Source organism: Sphingobacterium sp. (assembly GCF_032065005.1).
Lineage (GTDB): Bacteria > Bacteroidota > Bacteroidia > Sphingobacteriales > Sphingobacteriaceae > Sphingobacterium.
The window spans coordinates 142,103-161,487 of record NZ_DAMBMM010000009.1 but is presented as its reverse complement, the minus strand read 5'-3'; the positions used below and the strand labels follow the sequence as shown (position 1 = coordinate 161,487).

The window sequence follows — 19,385 nt, the reverse complement described above, 5'->3', positions numbered from 1 at the left end:
TAATAAATTAAGGGTTTTTATTTCCAAGAGACCTGCTTTTTGGAACGATTGAACAATCCATTGAAGCAGATGTAAAAATAATAATATAGATCTAATATCGGCAACCAGATTAAGAGGTCGCTGACGGCTAGTTTTTTGTAGATTGGGTTGAAGATCAAGAGTTGGCAGATCAATCGGATCAGGTAGGCCCCCAAGGCCAAATACCAATAGGATGGTCCATTTGCGACACAAACGATTAACATCACATAAAACAACAGGGCGGTTATCAATTGCGTTCCCAGCATGCGTTTATGTTTGCCTCTGTAGAGAACAGATGCCCCAGAATGCCTTGCCTTTTGTTTGTAATAGGATTTCCAAGTTCTTTTTGGATCAGAATAAACAAAGGCATCGGGATGGATATTGATCTCTACATTCGTTTTGTTGGCATTGGCATTTACAAAAAGATCATCATCACCAGATTTGATATGCATATGCTCGGTAAAACCTTTATTCTTAAAAAACAGCTCTTTTGTATAAGCAAGATTTCTCCCAACGCCCATATATGCATTTCCTTTTAAGGCATAGGACAAATAGCTCATAGCGGTATGGCTAGTTTCAAAGCGAATTAGTCGATTCAAAAAGCCTGGAAATTTGAAGTATGGCGAGTAGCCTAGCACAATCTCCTTGTTTTCTTGGAAGGATCCTGCCATTTCACGCAGCCAATTGCTGCTATTGGGTTGACAATCGGCATCCGTCATCAGGAGGTAAGGATATTGGGCTCCCTTGATCCCCATGGTAAGGGCAAATTTCTTGCTGTGCTTTAATTGTATATGCTCCTTGATCTCAACGATCTTGAGGTGGGCATATTGCTCTGCAAATTCCTTTAAAACCCATTTGGTATCATCTTCTGAGCAGTCATTGACTACAATGACTTCAAAATTTTGATAATCTTGCTCTAAAATAGCGGGAAGATAGGTCCTTAAATTTTCTTGCTCATTATGTGCACAGATGATAATAGAAACCTGCTTACCGGCTGCATTATCTTGTTTGGGTTTGACCTTGTAGAAAGCCAGTTTTCCATATACAAACAAAATATAGTTGAGTTGGATTATCAACAAAAGCGCCAAGACTCCATAAGGAATAAGCGATAGATCGAGATCGATATAGAAAATTAAACCCATAAAATTAGGTTCAAAGATACAGGTTATCGCCCAAATTTCTGTTAATTGTTAAGAAATGCGAATTAAAGGGCTGATATGCCATTCGCTAAGAATTTTATAGTATTTTTGCGGTCGATTAAGGATTACTATGAATTTTACGCTTCAAGCACAAGATAAATTTTCAAAAGCAAGGGCCGGAGAGATTGAAACCGCTCACGGAAAGATACAGACACCTATTTTTATGCCAGTTGGTACTGCCGGAACTGTAAAGGCGGTGCATCAACATGAATTGGTAAATGATATTCAAGCACAGATCATCTTAGGGAATACCTATCACCTGTACCTAAGACCAGGATTGGATGTGTTGAATAAGGCCGGAGGTCTGCATAAATTTATCAATTGGGACCGTCCAATCTTAACCGATTCGGGAGGTTACCAAGTTTATTCCTTGACCGAAGTAAGGAAGATCAAGGAAGAGGGGGTGACATTCAGGTCGCATATCGACGGTTCAAAACATTTGTTTACTCCAGAGAACGTGATGGATACCCAGCGTATCATCGGTGCCGATATTATAATGGCATTTGATGAGTGTACTCCATATCCTTGTGATTATCGCTATGCTAGAAGGTCCATGGAAATGACCCACCGTTGGTTAAAGCGTTGTTGTGATCGTTTTGATAGCACAGATCCTTTGTATGGCTATGATCAGACGCTTTTCCCGATCGTTCAAGGTTCGGTTTATAAAGATCTGCGTGAGAAATCAGCAGAGACCATCGCTTCATTCAATAGAGAGGGGAATGCAATCGGCGGACTTTCCGTAGGGGAGCCTGCTGAGGAGATGTACGCAATGACTGAGGTAGTGACCAATATCTTGCCGCATGATAAGCCAAGATATTTGATGGGCGTAGGTACTCCAGTGAACCTTTTGGAAAATATAGCCTTAGGGATCGATATGTTTGACTGTGTGATGCCGACCAGGAATGCAAGGAACGGAATGCTGTTTACGCAAAATGGTATCATCAATATCAAGAATGAAAAGTGGAAGGATGATTTCAGTCCTATCGAAGCGGAATCAGACTTGATGGTGGATCAAATCCATACAAAAGCTTATTTGAGACATCTGATCAGGTCACAAGAAATTTTAGGGGCACAAATCGCTTCATTACATAATTTACATTTTTATCTTTGGTTAGTTAATCAAGCAAGGGAAAAGATCATTGATGGAACGTTTTATGATTGGAAAAATAAAATGGTTCCAGTATTAGGTCAAAGACTATAATTCGAGAGAAAGCGCATGTTTAAGATCATCGATCGATATATCATGAAAAAGTACTTGTCTACTTTTGTTTTCACAGTGGCGATCTTCTGTGTCGTGATTGTGATATTTGATATTTCGGAGAAGATCGATGATTTCAATAAATATGGGGCTACCATGACGCAGGTATTCTTTGAATACTATGCATTGGGAAGTCTGCCTTTCTTTATCAACATGCTTACTCCGCTGTTCAACTTTATTGCCGTAATTTTCTTTACTTCCAAGATGGCCGATCAGACGGAGATTGTGCCGATCCTAAGTGGAGGGATGAGCTTTAATAGGTTGCTGAGGCCATATATGATCTGCGCAGCTTTGATATTTGGGATGACTTTGCTGTCCAATGTCTACATTATCCCTTTTACCAATAAGGTGAAGGTGAATTTTGAGAACGTCTATGTCAAGCCCAATAAAGTGAGTACAACCTCTTCTTCCATTCATATGCAGGTGGATTCAAATACCTATGTATATATGGGTTCCTTTGATACCAAATCCAAGGTGGGATATAACTTCAGCTTGGAGAAGTTTGATGGGGACAAGATGTTGGAAAAGTTGATGGCAGAGCGTGTGACTTGGGATTCTGTGGCTGGGAAGTGGAGCCTGCACACCTATACCACGAGGGAAATCAAGGGATTGAAGGAGGAGATGCTGAGCGGTGAGAAAAAGGATACCACCTTGGATATGCGCCCGCAGGATTTCGAATCCTATGAGGACGTGTTTACCACGATGGACCAGCATGAGCTCAATGAACGTATCAGCAAGGAGGAAGTTCGTGGGACCGGGATGATGAATGAATTGCTGCTCGAAAAATATAAAAGAATCATAAATCCATTTTCGGCTTTTATCTTGACCTTGATCGGGGTTTCCCTATCATCCAAGAAAGTCCGTGGTGGTATTGGCTTGAGCTTAGGTCTAGGTATCGGCTTGAGCTGTATATATATCGTGCTTGAACGATTTTCAAGTATGTTCTCCATCAAAGGGGGATTGGACCCTCTGATCTCTGTATTGATCCCCAATGTCATTTTCTTGATATTGAGTTTTTATCTGTTGAAAAAGGCTCCTAAATAAGCATCACAAACCATGTCACAGTTAACCATTAACCGCAATACACTGATATTGCACTTTACCGTATTAATTTGGGGCTTTACAGGTGTTCTGGGCGAATTGATTACCGTTTCTGCCCTACATTTGGTATGGTACAGGGTGTTGATTGCTGCGGTTTCGTTGGTGCTGTACTATCTATTTACCAAGAGGTCCCTGCTGGTTCCCAAAGATCAGCTGTTGCAGTATCTGGGTGTGGGGGTGATCGTGGGCTTGCATTGGGTTCTGTTCTTTCATGCCATCAAGGTGTCCACTGTATCGGTTACTTTGGTTACCCTATCTTCAGTGACCTTGTTTACAGCCATATTGGAGCCTATCATAAACCGAAAAAGGATTTCCATTGCTGATGTGATCGTTGGACTGGTGATCATTTTCGGAATCTACCTGATCTTTAAATTCGAGTTCAAATATTTCTGGGGAATCGTTTATGGCTTGTCCTGTGCATTCTGTGCCAGTATATTTTCCATATTGAATGCCAGAATGGTAAAGAAAGGCAGTCCGACGACGATTACCTTATATGAGATGGTCGGTGCTTGGATCGGCGTTTCTTTGGTTATGTTGTTTACAGGGGATTTCGATGAACAGATGATTCTCAGTCAATCTGATCTGTTGTATCTTTTGTTATTAGGAGTGGTTTGTACGGCGATCGCCTATGTGTTGGGTGTTGCGGTAATGCGTGAACTATCTGCCTTTACGGTTGCCCTGACGACAAACATGGAACCTGTTTATGGGATTATCTTAGCATTACTGATATTTGGACAGAAAGAAGCGATGAGTACAGGCTTCTATTTTGGTGCTGTTATTGTCTTGGCAGCTGTATTTGTATATCCTTATCTGAAGACAAAGATCAAGATTTAACCTTCCGTTGATTAAAGCTTTACAATAAAGTTACACTTGGTTGTTTGTGCAAACGATTGCTTATTTTATGCAAACGTTTTCGTTGTGAAATATTCATTTAATCTTTTCTATAAACTTTTACCTTCCTGCGTCTAAGTTGTGATATGGCCTACGGCTTATTACTAAATTTTATTTAATAGATTAATTATGATAAAGAGATTTTCAAGTCCGTTTTTTCCATTGAAAAGATCTCAATTAGTTACAGGAGCCATTATTTTAGGGTTGAGTCTATCAGGTGGATATTCTGTTGCCAATGATCTTAGTAAGGATAAAAAGGAAATCCATGCTTTTCAACAGGAGGTCAAGGGAAAGGTGACTTCAGGAGGTGTCGTCCTGCCAGGGGTGACTGTAACCGTGAAGGAAGATCCGAGTAAATCGACTTCTACCAATGCAGAAGGGGAATTCAGTATCGCCGCTGAAACTGGTCAGACTTTGATGTTTTCTGCCTTAGGGCATGAGAAAAAGGAGGTGGCCGTAACAGGTGCTACACTGAATGTGGAGCTGAGCGCAAGTGAGGAGAATATTGATGAAGTGGTGGTGACGGGTTATTCCACACAGAAAAAGGGAGAAATCAGTGCGTCCATCGTTTCCTTAGATCAAAAGAAACTGAAAGACAGCAAGTCTCCGAATGTATCTAACCTCTTGCAGGGAAAGGTTGCGGGAGTGGATGTGGTTGGAACAGGTAGACCTGGGCAACAAGCAAATGTTAAGATCAGGGGTAGAAGTTCCCTTTCTTCAGGAACAAATCCTTTATGGGTAGTGGATGGTGTTATCACGCACGGCGTTGCCAATATAAACCCGAATGATATCGAGACTATTTCGGTATTGAAAGATGCCGCAGCTACCACACAATATGGTTCCAGAGGTACCAATGGGGTAATCGTTGTAACTACCAAAAGAGCCTTGCGCGAAGGTGAGGGAACATTCTCGGTAAACCTTTCTTCTGGTGTCAGCAAATTCAACTTCGGGCAGTTTAAGCTGATGAACTCCCAGGAGCTTTGGGATTACTACCAAACCTTCCCTAATCAGAAAGATATTGATCCGAATGTAACCCCGGATGTCCTTAACAACGATTATAATTGGATCAAAAACGGTACTCAAACCGCTCCAGTGAACGACTTCTCGGCAAACTACATGGGTAAAACCGAAAAGACATCCGTTTTTGCAAGTGCCAATTACTACGGTGAAAAGGGATCTTTGAAAGGTTATGATTTTGAAAGGATGACCGGCCGTTTCAATGTGGAACATAAACTGACCGATCGCTTGACTTTCAAGCCTAAATTGAACGCGGCTTACACTACCTATCTGGACAAACAACATTCACTATATAATATGATGTTCTATTTGCCATGGGACAACCCAAATAATGCAGATGGAACAATCAAGAATCCGCAAGATGCCGATGCCAATGTGCTTTGGTTAGGTCGGGACCATACCAACTATTTGTATGATCTACAATATAACTACGGTAAGGGGCAGACGTTTGATATGCAGGGTAACTTTGATTTCTCGTATAGGATTTCAGATCGATTCACTTTCGAATCTATGAACAACCTGACCTACTACAACCAGACAACCATGAGTTATGCTGATCCGAACTCGAATGCTGGTCGTAATGATAAAGGAACCATCTATCAATTTTCTGATAAACGGATCACCAGGTTCTTTAACCAGATGTTGAAATATAATGAAACGTTCGGCAAACATACTGTATCAGGTTTTGCAGCCTATGAATACTCTGATTATGTGTATTCAAGTCTGAATGCTAAGGGTAAAGGGATTGCTCCAGGATCTCAGATCCTAGGGAATGCAGCCAGCGTTCTTGATTTCGGTGGAACCAAAAATGATTATTCTTTCCAGTCTGGAATCTTGCAGGGTACTTATGGTTATGATAACCGCTATAACCTGATGGCTTCCTTCCGTGTGGATGGATCATCAAGATTTGGTCAGAACCAACAATATGGTGCATTCTACTCCGTAAGTGCTGCATGGAATATTAATAATGAAGCTTTCTTTAATGTTCCTTCCATTAACTTGTTGCGTCTGAAAGCGTCCTATGGTGGCGTTGGAAACGTGCCGATCGATTATTATTCTTCATTCGCGACCTATGGCCTAAACGCCCAATACAATGGCGAGCCGGCAGCGATCCAGAAGAACTTCCAGAATGCGAATGTAAGTTGGGAAAAATCGTACGATGCCAATTTAGGTTTGGAACTGGGCATGTTCAATAGACTGAACTTATCGGTTGATTTATACAATAAAAATACCAGCGGACTGCTTTACTATGTGGAGTTCCCTTCAACTGCGGGATGGGATGGGTATTGGTTGAACATCGGTGGATTGAGGAACCGTGGGGTGGAAGTTGCCCTGAGTGGTTCGGTATTCAGTCCGGAAAACCCATTCCAATGGGACTTAGGTGTCAATATCGCTCATAACAACAATAAAATTACCTCCTTGAAAGATGGGCAGGATATTCCTAAAGGCAATATGCGATTCTCCGAAGGTCATGATGTTGACTCTTGGTACATGCGTAAGTGGGCCGGAGTAGATCCTGAGAATGGTGATCCTCTTTGGGAAACCATTGATGAGAATACTGGAGAGGTTTCAACCACTTCTAACTATAACGATGCTGCATTGCAGTTTGTTGGAGCAGCAACGCCTAAGTTCCAGGGTGGTTTCAACTCGGCAATGAACTATAAAGGTTTTAACCTGAATGCCAGCTTTGCTTATCAAAACGGAGGTGTAACCTATAATGCTGCCAGAGAGTTATTCGATTCAGATGGTGCCTATGCGTCATACAATCAAATGATCCTGATGGATGGTTGGTCAAGATGGTCTGCTGAAAATCCAAATGCTACCCATCCAAGAGCGGAGTACAATAACACCAGTCTTTCCAACAAAACCTCTTCTAGGTATTTGGAAAGCACGAATTTCTTGCGATTGAGAAACGTGACATTAGGTTATACCTTCTCGGAGAGCCTGGTTAGCAAATTGAAATTAAAAGGATTGAACGTTTATTTATCTGGTGATAACCTATGGACTTCAACCAAATTCTCCGGTCTAGATCCAGAGGCTGCGATCTTAGGAAATGATAATTCAGCGGATAAGGCTGGAGGTGGTGATGCTACCTCGCAATATCCTGCACCAAAACGCTTGATTTTCGGGCTTAACCTAACATTTTAAAAGAAAGAAAGATGAAGAAATTATTCATATTAAGTGGGGTCGTTGGTCTGTTGATGACATCTTGTTCTTTGGATAAGGAGCCTTATGATGCGATGACCAATGAATCGATCGAAAACACTGAGGGTGCTATCCAAGCTTTACATTTGGGGAATTACCACACCTTGAAAGGTTGGGTTGAAAACTGGCACCGCGTTACAGAATATCCAGGAGACAATGTCTCGTTGAGTGGAACAACTACCGATAACCTGTTTTATAATTACAACTACAAAAGAGTTGTCAATAATGCAAGGGTCAATAGCTATTGGGAAAACTCATACCGTGTAATTGCGGGAACCAATTTATTGCTTCAGAAATTGAAAGAAGGCGAAAGTGATGAGGTTGATCAGATGATTGCCGAGAATCTTTATTTGAGAAGCCTGATGTATTTCTATTTGGCAAATGTGTTTGGCAAGCCTTATACCCAAGATCCACAATCTTTGGCTGTGCCGATTAAACTATCCGATGATCCATTCGAGATCCTTCCACGTAATACCGTTAAGGAGGTCTACGATCAAGTGGAGAAAGACCTCTTGAAAGCAGAAGGTATGTTCAAATCCTATAAAAGTAATGTGTATGGAAATGTTTATGCAGCACAGGCATTGTTGGCGAGGGTTTACCTGTTCAAAGGCGATAATCAAAAAGCCGTTCAATATGCTGATAAGGTTATTGAATCGGGTAAGTTTTCCCTTTTGGCGGGGTCTGATTACAATAAACTAACTGTTTCCACTCCGGAAGAGAACAGGGAAAACATCTTTGCCATCAAATTCGTAAAGGATATTGATTACCCAGATGATGGATGGAATACGATCGGTTCCATGTATGCCAATATCCAAGGTTCAGGTTGGGGGGAGATGTATGCGTCCAGGACCTATTTGGAGGAAGTCAGGAAATATCCGGAAGATGTCCGCTATAAAATGATCCAGCCTGTTGTTGAAAAAGCAAATGAATTGCATGCATATTACGTCACTGATGATTTCAAATATGCGAGTGTGCAAGTTACCCAAGCTGGAACGGATTATTCTTATACAGAAGCTGGAGCTAAAAAGAACCTGATCAAAGAATCTAACGGAGCCGGTGCTTTCCAATACTATATTCAAATTGCAGGTAAGAAAAGAACAGTTTTGATTGACAAGAAATTGGCAAACCGTAACGGATATCTGAAATACTATGTGATGAAATGTTCCGGTCAGGAAGGCCAAGCGCATTTATGGTCGCCAATTATTTCCAGATTAGCTGAAGTTTATCTGATCCGTGCGGAAGCCAATGCGAAATTAGGCGATGTAACTTCGGCATTGAAAGATGTAAACCTAATTAGGCAAAGAGCCGGAATTCCTACAGCAGGACTTTGGACAGCTTCCAACTTAAATGGGAAGACGGCCCTGGATGTCGTATTGGAAGAAAGAAAATTGGAGCTTGCTTGGGAAGGACATAGAAAGTTCGATGTGTTCAGGAATGGTAAACTCATGGATAGAAAATATCCAGGAACCCATACTTCAGGAACAACTCCAATCTTGACCATCGATGCGAAGAGCAATCAAGCAATAGAATTTATTCCAGAGCAGCAAATTGTACTTTCCAACGGTGTCCTGAAACAAAATCCTTAAAACATATTATTAATATCAATAGAGCAGCCAATACCAGGCTGCTCTATTGATTTATAGCCCCGAACTATTAAAGTTCTGGGACTTTATTTGTCATATTAAAAAAAACTTTAGAGAATTATGATATTTGCAGGGGATAGGCCTTCGTAGTTTTAATTTGCTTTCCATGATGCATTTCTTTCTTGAGAAGAATAGTTTAACAATTCGTTTGCATTTATGAGTTATTAAGATTTCGAATATGTTAAAAAACTCTATTATTCAACTGATTAAAGAAGTTTATCCAATAAATCAGGTTAAAATTTCCTCCTGGAATTATTTAAGTTTTAGGAATAAATTTTCTATCTTTCAGCATAATTTGACGAAGTCAGATGTCTTTGTAGAGATAATCATCTAAGTAAAATTACTTAGTGGAAATTCTACAGAGATTCTTAATAACATTTCTAACTGTTAATTTTCAAAACTATTTTTAGGCCATCCCTTTCAGGGACGGCCTATTTTTTTGAAAAAAATGGGCAAAAGTTCAATAAAAGATTTCTCCCAAGAGGAGATTGAAAAAGAGCGAAGTCCATTATTTGTGCATAAAGCTGTCATTTTCTGATTTCTCACGCAAGATGTGCGATTTATCCGTAACTTTGTACCTTTACAAGATACCTGAAAACGTTGCCGTGAGGTAACGAATAGAAAGAAATATGGCAAATATCGTAGCAATTGTAGGGAGACCCAATGTTGGTAAATCGACCTTATATAACCGTTTGACAGAGAGTAGAAAAGCTATCGTAGATGACTACAGCGGGGTTACCCGTGACAGGCATTATGGACAAGCGGAATGGATCGGAAAGAAATTCACCGTGATCGACACGGGTGGGTTTGTTCATGGTTCAGATGATGTCTTTGAAGCAGCCATTCGAGAGCAAGTTTTGATTGCCATCGATGAGGCATCCGTTATTTTATTTGTAGTGGATGTCACTACTGGAGTAACCGATTTAGATGATGAGATCGCAAATATGTTGCGTCGCAGCAAAAAACCAGTATATGTCGTTGCCAATAAGGTGGATAGCGCCAAACAAACCCATGATTCAGCAGAATTTTATTCCTTTGGATTAGGTGAGATCTTCAATATCTCATCCATGACTGGTTCAGGTACTGGTGAACTTCTTGATGAAGTAGTCTCTAATTTTGAAAACGAAGAGGAAGATGATACCGAATTGCCTAAGTTTACTATCGTTGGTCGTCCTAACGTTGGTAAATCCTCATTGACGAATGCCCTGTTAGGTAAAGAAAGAAATATCGTAACCCCAATCGCAGGGACTACGCGAGATTCCATCCGCATCCATTACAATCAATTTGGCCATGAGTTCCTGATGGTTGATACTGCTGGATTGAGAAGAAAATCCAAAGTGAATGAGGATATCGAATTCTACTCGGTCATGCGTACGATTAAAGCATTGGAGGATTCCGATGTGGTGATCTTGATGATTGATGCCAAAGACGGTATCGAAGCACAGGATATCAATATCTTCCACTTGGCAGAGAAGAACAAAAAGGGTATCGTGATTTTGGTGAACAAATGGGATACCATTGAAAAAGACCATAAAACAGCCAAGGAATTTGAGCAAGCTATCAAAAACAAGATTGCGCCATTCACGGATGTTCCAATCCTATTTACTTCCGTAACGGAGAAACAACGTATCTTCAAGACCGTAGAAACGGCTATGGAGGTCTACAACAATAAAACTAAAAAGATCCCTACTTCTAAACTGAATGATGTGATGTTGGAGATTATCGAAAGGTATCCACCCCCAGCAACCAAGGGAAAATTCATTAAGATTAAATACGTAACGCAATTACCGGGAAGATCGCCAATGTTTGCTTTCTTCTGTAATCTGCCTCAATACATCAAAGATCCGTACAAGCGTTTTATCGAAAACAAACTGCGCGAGAACTTTGACTTTTCAGGAGTGCCAATCCAGATATTCTTTAGACAAAAATAATTAGTTTCAACCGTCGTATGGAGCATAATTTAGTATTATACAATACCCTTACCCGTAAGAAAGAAAAGTTTGTACCCATCCATCCTAACCTTGTTGGGATGTATGTTTGTGGACCCACTGTGTACAGTGATGTGCATCTAGGGAACTGTAGGACTTTTGTTTCCTTTGATTTGATTTTCCGCTACTTGTTGCACCTTGGATATAAAGTACGTTATGTGCGTAATATCACAGATGCTGGGCACTTAGAGGGAGACAATGATGAGGGGGATGATAAATTTGCGAAAAAAGCGAAGCTTGAACAGTTGGAACCCATGGAGATCGTTCAGAAATATACCATTGGATTCCATGACGTACTGCGTTTATTCAATACCATTCCACCAAGCATCGAACCAACTGCAACCGGTCACATCTCTGAGCAGATTGAAATGGTACAGGAGATCATCAAGAATGGTTTTGCCTATGAGGTAAATGGTACGGTCTATTTCGACGTGGAAAAATACGTCAAAGAATATAACTACACCATCTTGACCAATAGAAACCTAGAAGATCTATTGAACAACACCCGCGAGTTGGGTGGGCAAGATGAGAAGCGCGGCAGACTTGATTTTGCCTTATGGATCAAGGCTAAACCAGAGCATATCATGCGTTGGCCTTCTCCTTGGGGAGTAGGGTTCCCCGGATGGCATATCGAATGTTCAGCGATGAGCAGGAAATATCTGGGCGATCAATTCGATATCCACGGCGGTGGAATGGACTTGGCAGCTACCCACCACACCAATGAGATCGCACAATCGGAAGCATGTAACCATACCACACCGGCAAAATATTGGATGCATACCAATATGTTGACCGTGAATGGAACGAGGATGTCCAAATCTGCAGGAAATGGTTTCCTTCCGGGCGAACTGTTTACCGGTAACCATCCGCTTTTAAATAGGGGGTATTCACCAATGGCCGTACGCTTCTTTATGCTGCAGGCCCATTACAGAAGTACATTGGATTTCTCCAATGATGCCTTGGATGCTGCAGATAAAGGCTATAAACGCCTGATGGCAGCTATCGGCTTATTAGAAAAGGTAGTACCGTCGAAATCTTCTAATTTTGGCGACTTGGCTGAAATCAAAAAACGCAGCTATGCTGCCATGGATGATGATTTCAACAGCCCAGTTTTAATAGCTGAGTTATTTGAGGCTGTGCGTATCATCAACTCCATCTATGATGGGAAACTGACGATTACCGAAGCAGACCTCAACGAGCTGAAGAAATATATGCAAGAGTTTGTATTCGACATTCTAGGGCTTAAAGATGATCAGATCGGCGAAGGTGACAATATGGATGACCTGATGCAGATCATCATCAATATGCGTAATGAAGCCAAGAAAAACAAGGATTTCGTGACCTCCGATCGTATCCGCGAACAATTGAATTCCGTAGGTATCCAACTGAAAGATAGTAAGGAAGGAACACTTTGGAATAAGATTTGATTAGTAAGGTAAAATTTACAGTAATGATTAATAAAAAAGGCTTAACTCTATTAGCCGCAACGCTAATTTCTTTTTCGAGTTTTGCCCAACTACCTGAGAAGGTAGGGGGGCTTCTTTCGGTTGATAGAACAGCAGCGAATCTTTCAAAAACAGAAAGTCCCTATGCTGGACTTAAATATATCATTGACAAGGAATCTACTTTCCTTGTGCCTTCACCAGTCAATGCAGCAAACTATTTAGATAATAGACCCAATCTCCCAGATCGTCTTTCTTGGAACCCCAACTTTGTCCTTGTATCTAGGAGTCTGGACTGGGGAGTAACCTCAGGACCTATCGAATTCCAGAAGATGGGTTCTATCAAACGTTTCGGACAGTATCTTACGGTATGGCATCGTGATAGAAAGGGAAACTGGAGAGCTCACCTACGCGCCGAAGTAGAAAACTACGGCAAGAAGAAAGCCAGTCCTTTGGAATATTACGAACCCGATGATAAAGCATACCTAAAACATCGCTCTGTAAAGCGCTTAGAGCAACGTGAGGAAGTCGTAATGCAAACAGATGAACTCTTCTCTACTATTCTAAAAGCGGATACTAAAACGGGCTATAAAGAGTTCTTGGCAGATGATGCCCGGTTCTACTTCCCATGGCAGAACGAAATCGAGGGTAGGGACAATGTATTGGCCTTCCTGAAGAAAGAAAGAATCGAGATCGACACGGATCCTACCGAGGTAGGCCGTGCCTATAGCGGCGAATTTGCCTATACTTCCGGTACGGCTACCGTAGGCCTTAAGGACAAGGTGGTAAAATTCAGTTATATCCGTATCTGGCAACTAACTGGCGAGTTCCAATGGAAAGTGATCTTAGAAATGATGTTCGAAAGATAACAGGACAAAATAATATAAAAGAAAAACCCCGGTCAATCGATCGGGGTTTTCTTTTATCATTTAATTTTTTCTTAATCTTCTTTCGATGAGGCTAGGTTCTCACTTGCCGGCGTAATCCACATCTGCAGTTCATCACAAGTCGCAAATTCATTGTTGATGTGAACAAAGGTGTTCTTTGTTTTCTTTTCAAACCATTCACTTAAGCTTCTGCGGGTTTTATCCTCCTGTGCAGCTTCCTGGATCTTCGCAAAATCCTGCTCCAAGCTAGCTTTGTGCGGTGGGATCCTTGTTTTCAAGTAAGTGAACTTATAGCCAGACTTTCCTGTTCTAGGATCTTGGAATGGATATGGTCTAGACAATTGGCCTTCTTTCAAGGTATCGATTGCCATGAACACTTCTTTTTCCAACATGTCCACAGGGATCAAGGTAGAACGGGATGCTGATTGTTGGTTAACCACCATACCGCCATTGAATTTGGTCTCTTTATTATCCGAATATCTTGTTGCTGCGGTACTGAATGGTAATTTACCAGAATGTACGCTGTCATAGATCGAATCAATTTTACCTTTGATCCTGTCCATACTGGCAGTAGTTGGTTTGGTAGTCACAAGGATGTGCCTAGCATTTACCTCCTCACCACGGCGCTCCAACACCTGTAGGAAATGGAATCCGTATTCCGTTTCAAACACTGGAGAAATCTCGCCTTCCTTCAATCTAAAGGCCATAGCCGAAAACTCTTTCACGTAGTTTTCACGCGGTGCGAAACCTAATTCACCACCTTGCACTGCCGATCCTGGATCTTCCGAATAGAAACGGGCAACCGTACCGAAGTCAGTTCCGTCCATGATTTGCTTACGATATCCTTCAGCTTTCTCCCTAAATACGTTTTTCTCTTCTTTGGTCAACTCCGGATAGATCACCACTTCACCAATCTCCACTTCCGTGTTGAAAGCCGGTAAGCTATCTTGGTTCAAGCCTTCAAAATATTTCTTTACCTCCTGAGGAGTAACTGTAACCTTGCTAATGATGGTATTCTGGAACTTTTCAGCTTTGATCTGCTCCGAAAGAACAGGTCTCATCTCTTCTTTGTACTGCAACAAAGAACGCTTTAAAAAGGCTTCTAATCTTTCTTTACCACCTGCTCTACGCGTCATTTCACGCATACGGGCATTCAATTGATCGTCAACTTCAGATTCTGAAACTTCCACAGAGTCCAATACGGCCTGTTGCGAAAGCAATTTGGTCATGATCAATTGTTGAAGAGCGGTACATTTGAAGTCTTCACTTGGCGTTCCGCCGTTGGCTAGGTACTGCGAATATTGCATGTCAACATCTGATTGCAAAATAATTCCGGAACCCACAGTCGCCACTACACGGTCAATCAGTTTTTCTTGGGCATTAGCCTGAAATGTACAAGCTAATAAAAGTAATATAAGGAAACTTGAAAAGTTTTTCATGCTGTCTGTTGTCACACTAAATCTAAAGTTCAATCGCAAAATTATTAAATATTATGCCTTTTTTCTACTTTTATATAGTAATAATTGTAATAACACCTAGCCTAAGCTAAGATATTCGGGCTAAAATACTTAAACGGCTTTAAACTTAGGGCGATTTAACCATATTTAACAGATGAACACACGACTGCTATTTTTCCTATTCCTTTTCATGAATGTCACATTAACCCAAGCTCAGAATCCCCGGATTCCACTTTATGTCGGCACCTATACTTCCCCAAATGGAAGCAAGGGAATTTACGAATTCAGTTTTGATACCAAAACAGGAGATGCAACCTTGGTCCGCGAGAAGAGTACCCCTAACCCTTCATTCTTGGACAGAAGGGGCTATTTCCTGCTTGCTGCAAATGAAATGACCGACGGTAGTCAATCTCTTTCCTCCTTTTCACTGGGCAAAGAGGGCTTGACTTTTCAGAATAAACTGGCGACTGGCGGTTCCGCACCATGCCATGTGGTTATCGGTAAAGATGCTGAATATGCCGTAGTTTCCAATTATCTGGGGGGTGCTTTAGATTTATTTCAGCTGTCTCCAAAAGGAGAAATCCTATCCAAGGACGATACCAAACTATATCATGGAAAAAGTGTAGATAAAGCCCGTCAAGAGGCTTCCCATATACATTCCGCTTTTTTTGGTCCCGATAATTTACTGTATGTATCCGATTTAGGCGGTGATAAGATTTATATACTCGATATTCAGAAAGCTGACAACGGCAAATTCCAATTTGTTGAAAAGGGGAAACTCCATGTCAATCTGGGCGGAGGACCTAGACATATCGCTTTTCATCCCAATGGCAATGTCCTGTATTCCCTGATGGAAATGACCGGTGATATCGAAGTTTTCAAGAAGAAAGATGGCGTTTGGGATTCCTACCAGATTATCTCCATGCGTTCTCCAGAGTTTGAGGGAAAAAGTGGTGCCGCAGATATCAAAGTGTCCTCAGATGGGAAATTCCTATATTCCACCGATAGAATTGATGCCAATACCATAACGACCTTTGCGGTTGGCAAGAATGGGAAACTAAGAAGAAAAGAAGTGATTTCAGTACAGGGGAAAGGACCTCGAAATTTCAATTTCAGTCCAGATGAGCGATTCATCTTGGTTGGCAATCAGCTGACTGACGAAATTGTCGTTTTCAATAGGGATAAAAAATCGGGAAAATTAACCGATTCGGGAAAAAGGATCAAAGCATCCAAGCCCGTTTGTATCCTGTTTTAGTTAATCTGTTGCATCGTCGGTATCCGCGATATTGTCTGGCGCATTCTGGTCCGCTTTTTTAGGGTCGCTTTCCAGGCAGTGGGTCTCTTTATTGTACATCCCTTTCAGTTCATCGATGACTGTACCTTTCCACAGGGGAATGCCAATGAAATAAGCCGCCTTTCCGATCATATGCGCTGCAATTGGTGCCGTAAGCAGTAAAAAGAAGATGATGGCAATGGATTTTGTCGTCACGGAAACATCCTCAGGGAACATGATGGCTGCACAGATCAGCAACAAGCCGACCCCTAGGGTAGAAGCCTTTACCGTAACGGATAAACGCAGATAGAAATCAGGCATTCTCAGTACCCCGATGGAGGCAAAGAGGATAGAAAGTGCACCAACAGTGCTCAGTATAGCTAGAATAATTTCAATCATCTTTTTGTTTTTCTATATAGTAAGAGAATGCAATGGTACCGAGGAAGGCGATCAGTGCCAAGATAATGGCAACATCCAAGAGCACTTCCTGCTCCTGACGGATACTGTAGACCGTAATGATCCCAATACCAATGGTAATGATGAGGTCCAAGGCCATAACCCGGTCAACAACGGATGGTCCCTTGAACAAACGGATAAACACCAATAAAACCGATATGGTCAAGATTGGCAATATGACAAAATCAAAGTAGGTTTCTAAACTCATCGTAATATCTCCAATAATTTCCGTTCAACCCCTGTTTTTAATGTCCTTATAAATTGTTCTTCGTCCTTGAGGTACATAACATGGATGTAAATGGCTTTCTTATCATCACTGATGTCAATAATCAGTGTCCCCGGAGTCAGGGAAATGAAAGTCGCCAATATATTGATCTCAAAATCGGTCGTGGTATTGACAGGATAACGCACGATTCCCGGTTTGAAGAAGTATTTCGGAGTGATCACATCATAGGCCACCTGAATATTCGCTTTGATCAACTCAAATAGGAAGAAAAAGAAGAAACTGATGATCTTGGGTACACGATAGAAATAACGCTGATCAGTTTCATTCCTGTTCATGATCCATAGCACGCCGAACCCCAGCAAATAGCCGAAGATAAAGTTAGAATAGTACAGCGAGCCTGTCAGAGCTACCCAGATAAAGGATAGGAGCAGGTTCATTAAAAAAAACTTGATCATTGTTCAAAAGCTTTATCGCCCAAAACGGTACGGATGTAAGGGCTCGTGTCCAACAATTCATTTGTAATTCTATCGACCACCGTAATGATGTTCTCCGCATTGAATCCAATGTACAGGGTTACGGAGCACAGGATCAGGATCGGTCCCACCAACAGTATTTTCTTAAACAAGGGCTGATCATGGAATTTGTCCTCAACAACCACTCCGGCTGGAACATCCTTCCAGAAAACATCGGCCCACATCTTGGCAATCACATACATGGTCACCAAACTTCCGATGATCAATGCCGCAATGAAGAAATACTGCTTATCCACGAAAGCTTCCTGGAAGAGGTAAATTTTAGGCCAAAATCCTGAAAGCGGTGGAATGCCCACCAATGAAAACAGGACCAAGGCGATGATCAGGGAAATCAAGGGATAATCTTTATATAATCCGCCCAGTTTTTTCATGTCCATGCTGCCTCTTACCAAACGAATATACCCAGCGATCAGGAACATATTGGTCTTGACCATGATGTCATGGATCAGGTAGAATACAGTTCCCATTAAAGCGAGTTTGGTAAACATGGCAATACCTCCTAGCATAAACCCGATATGGCAGACGATAAGGTAGGAGAACATCCTTCTGATATTGGTCTTGATCAATGCCCCAAAGGCTCCCGTCAATACCGTCAAAACAGCAAGGACCATAAAAAGGTTCCTGGTGAACTCATCGGGTATAAAGATCAGACTGAAAACCCTTAAGATGGCGTAAATCCCTAATTTAGTCAATAAACCACCAAAAGTTGCCGCAACGGCAGAGGGTGGAGTATGGTAGGATGAAGGTAACCAGTAGTACAATGGGAATACCGCCGACTTGATTCCAAATCCTAGAATAAAGAAGATCGACGTAATGCCTACCAATGCCTTATTATCAAAATCCCTGATTTTTAGGGAAAGATCAGCCATGTTCAAAGAACCGGTGATTCCATATAGGATACCAATACCGGTCAGGAAAAAGGTGGAAGCCAAAATATTCATGGCCATGTACTTCACGGCACCTTCCAATTGCGCCTTTCTGCCCCCCAGGGTCATCAATACAAAGGAAGAAATGATTACCACCTCAAACCAAACATACAGGTTAAAGATATCACCAGTCAAAAAGGCTCCGTTCAGACCCATCAACAGGAAATGGAAGATAGGGAAATAGCCATATAGCATCCGTTGCCTGCTCAATCCAACCGATGAAAAGATGGATACGGCAAAGCCTGCAATGGAAGTCAATAAGACCATGGTGGTACTCAGCATATCTGCAACGAATACAATCCCAAAGGGAGGCTCCCAATTGGAGGCATTCATGTGCAAGGAACCTTCCGTGTACACCTTTGCAAATAAACGAATGGCAATCAGCAAACCTATAAATGCTCCACCAACGCTCAAGAAGCGCTGTGAAATAGTCTTTCGCCAAGCAATCAATTGTATGATTGCCGTAAAAAGATGTATGAATACAGGGGCTAAAATATGGTTGTCGATCATATATCTTCTTCTTCCGGCGTGTTTAAATCATCTAAATCATCTGTGTCCACTAAAGCATAAACACGTTTTAACAATACAATGGCAAAGGCGGTCAGGGCGAAACTGATTACAATTGCCGTCAAAATCAAGGCCTGTGGAATAGGGTCTGCATAAATATCCTGAAAAACATTGTGCGATGAATCGATCACAGGCGGTTTACCCTTGGTGATCGAACCTAATAGGAAGATCAGGATATTTGTCCCGTTCCCTAAGAGCATAATGCCCAGTAATAGCTTGACCATGCTCCTCCGAAGGATCAGATAGACCCCGGCAGCATATAAAAAACCTAAAACGAGTACTAACAGTAATTCCATCT

At 41.6% G+C, this 19,385-nt stretch carries 16 protein-coding genes; 9 read left to right on the top strand and 7 right to left on the bottom strand.

Annotated elements, in window-relative coordinates; genetic code table 11:
• Nucleotides 1-17: 17 nt before the first annotated feature.
• A complete protein-coding gene (locus tag RT138_RS14790; RefSeq protein WP_313191299.1) occupies nucleotides 18-1,160 on the bottom strand; it encodes a glycosyltransferase in 1,143 nt (380 codons plus the stop codon).
• Between the two features lie 127 nt (nucleotides 1,161-1,287).
• On the opposite strand from RT138_RS14790, the gene tgt reads away from it, so the two are divergent.
• The 8 genes from tgt to RT138_RS14750 all read left to right on the top strand — a co-directional run bounded on the left by tgt (nucleotide 1,288) and on the right by RT138_RS14750 (nucleotide 13,631).
• On the top strand, nucleotides 1,288-2,418 hold the full coding sequence (gene tgt / locus RT138_RS14785) for a tRNA guanosine(34) transglycosylase Tgt (RefSeq protein ID WP_185211279.1): 1,131 nt from the start codon (nucleotides 1,288-1,290) through the stop codon (nucleotides 2,416-2,418).
• A 15-nt stretch (nucleotides 2,419-2,433) separates the two neighbouring features.
• Nucleotides 2,434-3,519, top strand: coding sequence for an LptF/LptG family permease (locus tag RT138_RS14780; protein ID WP_093100532.1), 1,086 nt, complete (start codon nucleotides 2,434-2,436; stop codon nucleotides 3,517-3,519).
• A 12-nt stretch (nucleotides 3,520-3,531) separates the two neighbouring features.
• A complete protein-coding gene (locus RT138_RS14775; RefSeq protein ID WP_185211278.1) occupies nucleotides 3,532-4,410 on the top strand; it encodes a DMT family transporter in 879 nt (292 codons plus the stop codon).
• Nucleotides 4,411-4,596: 186 nt separating this feature from the next.
• A complete protein-coding gene (locus RT138_RS14770; protein ID WP_313191298.1) occupies nucleotides 4,597-7,632 on the top strand; it encodes a SusC/RagA family TonB-linked outer membrane protein in 3,036 nt (1,011 codons plus the stop codon).
• Nucleotides 7,633-7,643: 11 nt separating this feature from the next.
• Nucleotides 7,644-9,275 (top strand): RagB/SusD family nutrient uptake outer membrane protein, encoded by a 1,632-nt coding sequence (locus tag RT138_RS14765; RefSeq protein WP_313191297.1) that lies wholly within the window; start codon nucleotides 7,644-7,646, stop codon nucleotides 9,273-9,275.
• Between the two features lie 686 nt (nucleotides 9,276-9,961).
• Complete coding sequence (gene der / locus RT138_RS14760; protein ID WP_185211275.1) at nucleotides 9,962-11,263, top strand: ribosome biogenesis GTPase Der; 1,302 nt, start codon at nucleotides 9,962-9,964, stop codon at nucleotides 11,261-11,263.
• A 17-nt stretch (nucleotides 11,264-11,280) separates the two neighbouring features.
• Nucleotides 11,281-12,747 carry a cysteine--tRNA ligase gene (cysS, locus tag RT138_RS14755; protein ID WP_313191296.1) on the top strand — a complete coding sequence of 489 codons (1,467 nt, stop codon included), beginning with the start codon at nucleotides 11,281-11,283 and terminating at the stop codon, nucleotides 12,745-12,747.
• Nucleotides 12,748-12,770: 23 nt separating this feature from the next.
• The gene (locus RT138_RS14750; protein ID WP_313191295.1) at nucleotides 12,771-13,631 is read left to right on the top strand and encodes a nuclear transport factor 2 family protein; all 861 of its coding nucleotides are present in this window, start codon (nucleotides 12,771-12,773) and stop codon (nucleotides 13,629-13,631) included.
• A gap of 71 nt (nucleotides 13,632-13,702) precedes the next feature.
• Here the strand turns inward: RT138_RS14750 and RT138_RS14745 are convergent, their stop codons facing one another.
• Nucleotides 13,703-15,088 carry a peptidylprolyl isomerase gene (locus RT138_RS14745; RefSeq protein WP_313191294.1) on the bottom strand — a complete coding sequence of 462 codons (1,386 nt, stop codon included), beginning with the start codon at nucleotides 15,086-15,088 and terminating at the stop codon, nucleotides 13,703-13,705.
• 208 nt (nucleotides 15,089-15,296) lie between these two features.
• Between RT138_RS14745 and RT138_RS14740 the strand changes: the two genes are divergently transcribed.
• Nucleotides 15,297-16,361 (top strand): lactonase family protein, encoded by a 1,065-nt coding sequence (locus tag RT138_RS14740; protein WP_313191293.1) that lies wholly within the window; start codon nucleotides 15,297-15,299, stop codon nucleotides 16,359-16,361.
• Here RT138_RS14740 and mnhG read toward each other — a convergent pair whose 3' ends face one another.
• Genes mnhG through RT138_RS14715 form a run of 5 tightly spaced genes read right to left on the bottom strand, consistent with a single transcriptional unit; the run spans nucleotide 16,362 to nucleotide 19,383 of the window.
• Complete coding sequence (gene mnhG, locus RT138_RS14735) at nucleotides 16,362-16,778, bottom strand: monovalent cation/H(+) antiporter subunit G (RefSeq protein ID WP_185211270.1); 417 nt, start codon at nucleotides 16,776-16,778, stop codon at nucleotides 16,362-16,364.
• Nucleotides 16,771-17,043 (bottom strand): monovalent cation/H+ antiporter complex subunit F, encoded by a 273-nt coding sequence (locus RT138_RS14730; protein ID WP_099372782.1) that lies wholly within the window; start codon nucleotides 17,041-17,043, stop codon nucleotides 16,771-16,773. Before RT138_RS14730 ends, mnhG begins: the two co-directional genes overlap by 8 nt.
• Complete coding sequence (locus tag RT138_RS14725; RefSeq protein ID WP_094255556.1) at nucleotides 17,040-17,516, bottom strand: Na+/H+ antiporter subunit E; 477 nt, start codon at nucleotides 17,514-17,516, stop codon at nucleotides 17,040-17,042. Before RT138_RS14725 ends, RT138_RS14730 begins: the two co-directional genes overlap by 4 nt.
• Nucleotides 17,513-19,030, bottom strand: coding sequence for a proton-conducting transporter membrane subunit (locus RT138_RS14720; RefSeq protein WP_254526513.1), 1,518 nt, complete (start codon nucleotides 19,028-19,030; stop codon nucleotides 17,513-17,515). Before RT138_RS14720 ends, RT138_RS14725 begins: the two co-directional genes overlap by 4 nt.
• Complete coding sequence (locus RT138_RS14715; RefSeq protein ID WP_313191292.1) at nucleotides 19,027-19,383, bottom strand: Na+/H+ antiporter subunit C; 357 nt, start codon at nucleotides 19,381-19,383, stop codon at nucleotides 19,027-19,029. Before RT138_RS14715 ends, RT138_RS14720 begins: the two co-directional genes overlap by 4 nt.
• Between the last annotated feature and the right edge of the window lie 2 nt (nucleotides 19,384-19,385).